The sequence below is a fragment of the Microvirga sp. KLBC 81 genome (genome assembly GCF_003075415.1).
GTDB lineage: Bacteria > Pseudomonadota > Alphaproteobacteria > Rhizobiales > Beijerinckiaceae > Microvirga.
The window spans coordinates 1-4,474 of record NZ_QDAH01000170.1; the positions used below are offsets into that span (position 1 = coordinate 1).

At 59.1% G+C, this 4,474-nt stretch carries 3 protein-coding genes and 1 pseudogene; 3 read left to right on the forward strand and 1 reads right to left on the reverse strand.

Annotated elements, in window-relative coordinates:
- Nucleotides 1–641: 641 nt before the first annotated feature.
- Nucleotides 642–852: pseudogene (locus tag DC522_RS32530) on the reverse strand (hypothetical protein); the annotation flags it as partial.
- A 128-nt stretch (nt 853–980) separates the two neighbouring features.
- Here DC522_RS32530 and DC522_RS32535 point away from each other — a divergent pair.
- From DC522_RS32535 to DC522_RS32545, 3 genes are all read left to right on the forward strand, one after another.
- On the forward strand, nt 981–1,190 hold the full coding sequence (locus tag DC522_RS32535) for a hypothetical protein (protein ID WP_116532560.1): 210 nt from the start codon (nt 981–983) through the stop codon (nt 1,188–1,190).
- Nucleotides 1,187–1,618, forward strand: coding sequence for a hypothetical protein (locus DC522_RS32540; RefSeq protein WP_133239448.1), 432 nt, complete (start codon nt 1,187–1,189; stop codon nt 1,616–1,618). Before DC522_RS32535 ends, DC522_RS32540 begins: the two co-directional genes overlap by 4 nt.
- 174 nt (nt 1,619–1,792) lie before the next feature.
- Nucleotides 1,793–4,270: a Calx-beta domain-containing protein gene (locus tag DC522_RS32545; protein WP_116532562.1), complete on the forward strand. Its 2,478-nt coding sequence runs from the start codon at nt 1,793–1,795 to the stop codon at nt 4,268–4,270.
- Nucleotides 4,271–4,474: the final 204 nt, after the last annotated feature.

A 4,474-nucleotide genomic window follows, 5' to 3' on the forward strand; every position in this document is an offset into this window, starting at 1 on the left:
CCTCGTCTTCGTCATCGAACCCCCTCCCACTCCCTCAGGAGCTTAGCAAAGGTGTCCACCAACGCGAGGGAGGATCAAGAAGCGCATCCCTCCATTCCGGGGACAAGAATGCACCACCAAACCGCGGGATCAAACATCCCCTCTAAAGCCTCGGACGTGAAAAGTGGAATCCACTTTTGGGGTCAATCCGATGCTCTCTCCCATTGACGAGCGCATCGTTGATGCGGAACCGGAGGTCCGCGTCAGCGACCCGAACGGCCGCGCTAGCGAATACCGGGTCCACTTTTCCGCACGATGCGCTAGACTTCGCCTGTGGGAAGGAGTTGGGATAGTTATGGAGATAGGAGACGCGAGAACCGTAATCCTCATTCATTGCCTTTTCCTCCCAGTGGCGTGACCACTGCATGCCGACGCTGATGTCGGGGATGAACTTGGGTCCACCTCGACGCCATGGCTCACCAGTGTAGCCATGAGATCAGCCATCTCCTTGAATACGCTGAAAAGCCATCGGACTTCACCTCCCTTACCGCCGGGAAGTCCGCCTGTCGGCCAAATGGCCAACGCCCCCTCAAGGACCCTGAGGCGCTCCAGGAACTTGAGATAATACCGCATGTGCAGGGTGTTATAGACTTCCGGTTCCCACTCCACCTTCGCCGTATCGGCACTGGCCCCGCAGGTCATGAACGGGAGCAATTGCTGCCGCTGCGCATCGGTGGCTTCATCGTTCAGGAGCATCGCCAGACGGCAGATCGTGCGGGAGAAGCACTCAGTCATGCTCTCAACAGAACGCACCGGCTGATAGGGAAAGCCGGCAGCGACAATAGCCGCCTCGTTGATGCAGGTTCCGCCGTCAATGACGAGGCGTGCTGCATGTTGGTCGTGGCGCCGTCTTTCCCCGACCGGTGGACCGTCAGCCGCGCTGACTGTCCCGCCCCCGAGGCGCGCCGTTCATCCACCATACCATTATCATGAGGAACACCATGACTGCCACTCCCGACCGCAGGCGTAAGGGGCTTGTTCTCACCGCCAAGCGTGCCCGCGAGCTGCTGGCCTATGATCCGGAGAGCAGCGTGCTCACTTGGCGGGTTCGTCGCCAAGGTGTGCGCGGAGTTGGATCACCTGCTGGAGCCCAGCGCGACGACGGATACGTCACCTTCATGCATCAGCATGTGGGGACGAGATGCAGTTGAGCGACCCCTTCCCGCTGGAACATCTGACACCGCGGATCCAAGAGACCATCCTGGCCGAATTCCGGGGCCAGCATCCCACGGTTCTCGACGTCCTCCAAGTTCCTGAGGCCGAATGGCTGAAGCGCCCGTCCATGGGGCCGAGGGCACTGGCTCAACTGCGGTCTGTGATCCAGAAGGTGCTGGACCAAGGACCAAATCTTTCCGAGTCTCATAAGACCGACGCCTACCTGGTGAGTGAGAGAGTTCGTCCCATTGCCGAGCAGAAACTTTTGCGAAAACAGCTGCAGCAGGTTCAGGAGGCGCTGCAGGTCAACAAGGCCGAACTCTGGGTCAGAGGACTGGGGCCCGATCTCGACCTTGAACTCTCAAGGATGGCGGAGGAGAACTTTCAAAGTTATCGGATGATCTTCCTCTCTCCTCTAGGTTAAACTTGGCTGTAACGTGCAATATCGGATTGGTCTACTCACATTAGATTAGATAAATTCCCTAATTTCCCCCCCAAGGATGCGAAACCAATACTTATGAACCCAAGCATCTTCCGGCATATGATTTTTTAATGTACCGTTCTACAACTCCCTCGATAACCGTCTCTGGAGTCGACCATGTCAACAGTGACGTTCCAGGATGGCTCTGCCTACAGTGGCACCATTGACACCAGACTGCTACAGACCGCCCCCTCTACCGGCTATGGCACGGCGACCACCATCGGCATTGACACCGGCAGCAACGCAGAAGAGCAGGTACTGCTGGCCTTTACCAATCTGTTCGGCTCTGCATCCTGGCAGATCCCCTACGATGCGGTGATCACCTCGGCCACCTTGACTCTGCGGACCACCAATGGCTCCACCCAGGGCGGCACGCTGCACCGCATGAAGGTTGGCTGGTCGGAGAGTTCGACCTGGAGTTCGCTGGGTAACGGTGTGCAGATTGACGACACCGAGGCCTTTGCGGAAGCTGACCTGACCACCGGGGCTGTCAGCACCGGCAGCCGGGGGTTCGACGTGACCAAGAGCCTGCAGGCCTGGAAGACGGCAGGCACAAGCTCTGCGGCCCAGAACGCTGCCAATTTTGGCTGGGTGTTCAGGGCTGGCGGCACCGATGGCTGGGACTTCTACTCTTCCGAGGGCTCCGTCAAACCGCTGCTGGCAGTCACCTATACCACCGGCACTACGCCACCGCCTCCATCTCCGCCGGTGGTGTCGATTGCAGCGGCATCATCGAGCCCGCAGCCGGAGGGGCCGAATGGCAAGATCAGCTTCACGATCAGCCTGGATAAGGCCGCCACCGAACCGGTGACGGTCAACTACGCTACCCAGAGCGGCACCGCCACTGCAGGCAGCGACTTCATCGACATCACCAACGGCTCGGTGACCTTTGCCCCCAACGAGACGACCAAGACAGTCATCGTTGATCTGATCGACGACACGCTGGTGGAGGATCTGGAGACCTTCACGGTCCGGCTGGGCACGGCCACTAACGCCATCGTCAGCTCCACCAACAACACCGTAACAGGGACGATCAGCGACAACGATGCGCCCGATCCACCCCCGGTCCCAGTAGTGTCGATTGCAGCGGCATCATCGAGCCCGCAGCCGGAGGGGCCGAATGGCAAGATCAGCTTCACGATCAGCCTGGATAAGGCCGCCACCGAACCGGTGACGGTCAACTACGCTACCCAGAGCGGCACCGCCACTGCAGGCAGCGACTTCATCGACATCACCAACGGCTCGGTGACCTTTGCCCCCAACGAGACGACCAAGACAGTCATCGTTGATCTGATCGACGACACGCTGGTGGAGAATACGGAAAACTTCAGCGTCAAGCTCACCTCGGCCACTAATGCCACCCTCGGCACCGGCACCACGGCCACTGCCTCTATCAGCGACAATGACACGCCGCCTCCTGCCGGTCCCGTTGTGTCGATCTCCAGCGCGTCGCCAGACCCGCAGGTGGAGGGCTCAAGCGCCAAGATCAAGTTCACGCTGACCCTCAGCACGGCGACGACTCAGGATGTGAAGGTCAACTACTCGACCGTGGATGGCACCGCCAAGGCTGGCAGTGACTATACGGCTCTGCTCAACAAGAACGTGACCTTCCTGGCCGGGGAGACCACCAAGACGATCACGGTCAGCCTTCTGAATGACACGGTGCTGGAGAACCCGGAGGCCTTCTCGATCAAGATCAACTCGGCCACCAGTGCGAGCGTGAGCACCACGAGCCATACCGCCACCGCTACCATCGTCGACAACGACCTGCCGGCGACCGTGGTGAAGATCATCGACACCACCCAGTACAAGGCCGGAGATCCGTCAGGCTACGGCAGCGGGGATCCGTCAGGTGTGGCTTACATCCCGGGCAAGAATGGTGGTCCGGGAACCCTGTTCATTGCTGACTCCGAGCATGATGAGAGCCCGTACTACAGCTCAACCAACCTCTTAGGTCTGAATGACGACAGCAGCTTCCGCTGGCACAGCCTGACTAGTTTCAGCAAGGAGCCGACCGGACTCGGGTACAATCCCAAGAACGGCTACCTGTACATATCCGATGATGACAAGGGGAAGATCTTCTGGGTAGATCCGGCTAATCCCTCGGTGAAGCTCGGGGAGATCATCACGAGCACGCTCGGGCTCAGCGACACGGAGGACCCGACGTTTGATCCCAACACCGGCAACATGTACGTGGTGGATGGGACGACTCTCAAGCTCTACAAGTTCAGTGCAACGGGCCAGCTGCTCTCGTCGGTTGCGCTGCCGAGTGCGATGCGAGATGCAGAGGCGCTCACCTACAGTAACACCACCAGCGATGGCCGCGCGGTGTTCTTCGTCGCCAGCGGCATCAGTCCCACCATCTACCAGATCGATGATACGGGCCGGTTGTTAGGGGCGACCGACATTCTGGCTGGCCACATCAATCCGATCACGGGAGTAAAAGCTGCGCCTAAGGGCCTGGAACTGGCCCCGAGCAGCGATCTCAATGATGGAAACAAAATGAACCTGTATGTGGCAGACTATGGGGCTGATCAAAAGAACGACGGGCGCTTGTTCGAGATTGACCTGAGTACGGGCTGGTTCGTGGCGTAACTGGCCAGGGATGTTGCTCTTGTGAGGACGACCGCATTCACCCGCAGTTTGCTTTGCAGAGTGAAGCAACAGGGCTGCGCCATGCGCATTGGATCGGATGGCATTGGGAGTGAGTCAGCACGAGGCGCTAGAGGGTGTCTGGAGATTAAGCTGCTGCATGGGCTAATCTTTTGGTCATGAGGCGGCTCATCGCGAGATAGATCC

What these genes read in the sequence shown, in the direction of transcription:
- DC522_RS32535 (WP_116532560.1), top strand. Translation starts at nt 981, where the DNA reads ATGACTGCCACTCCCGACCGCAGGCGTAAGGGGCTTGTTCTCACCGCC.
- DC522_RS32545 (WP_116532562.1), top strand. Translation starts at nt 1,793, where the DNA reads ATGTCAACAGTGACGTTCCAGGATGGCTCTGCCTACAGTGGCACCATT.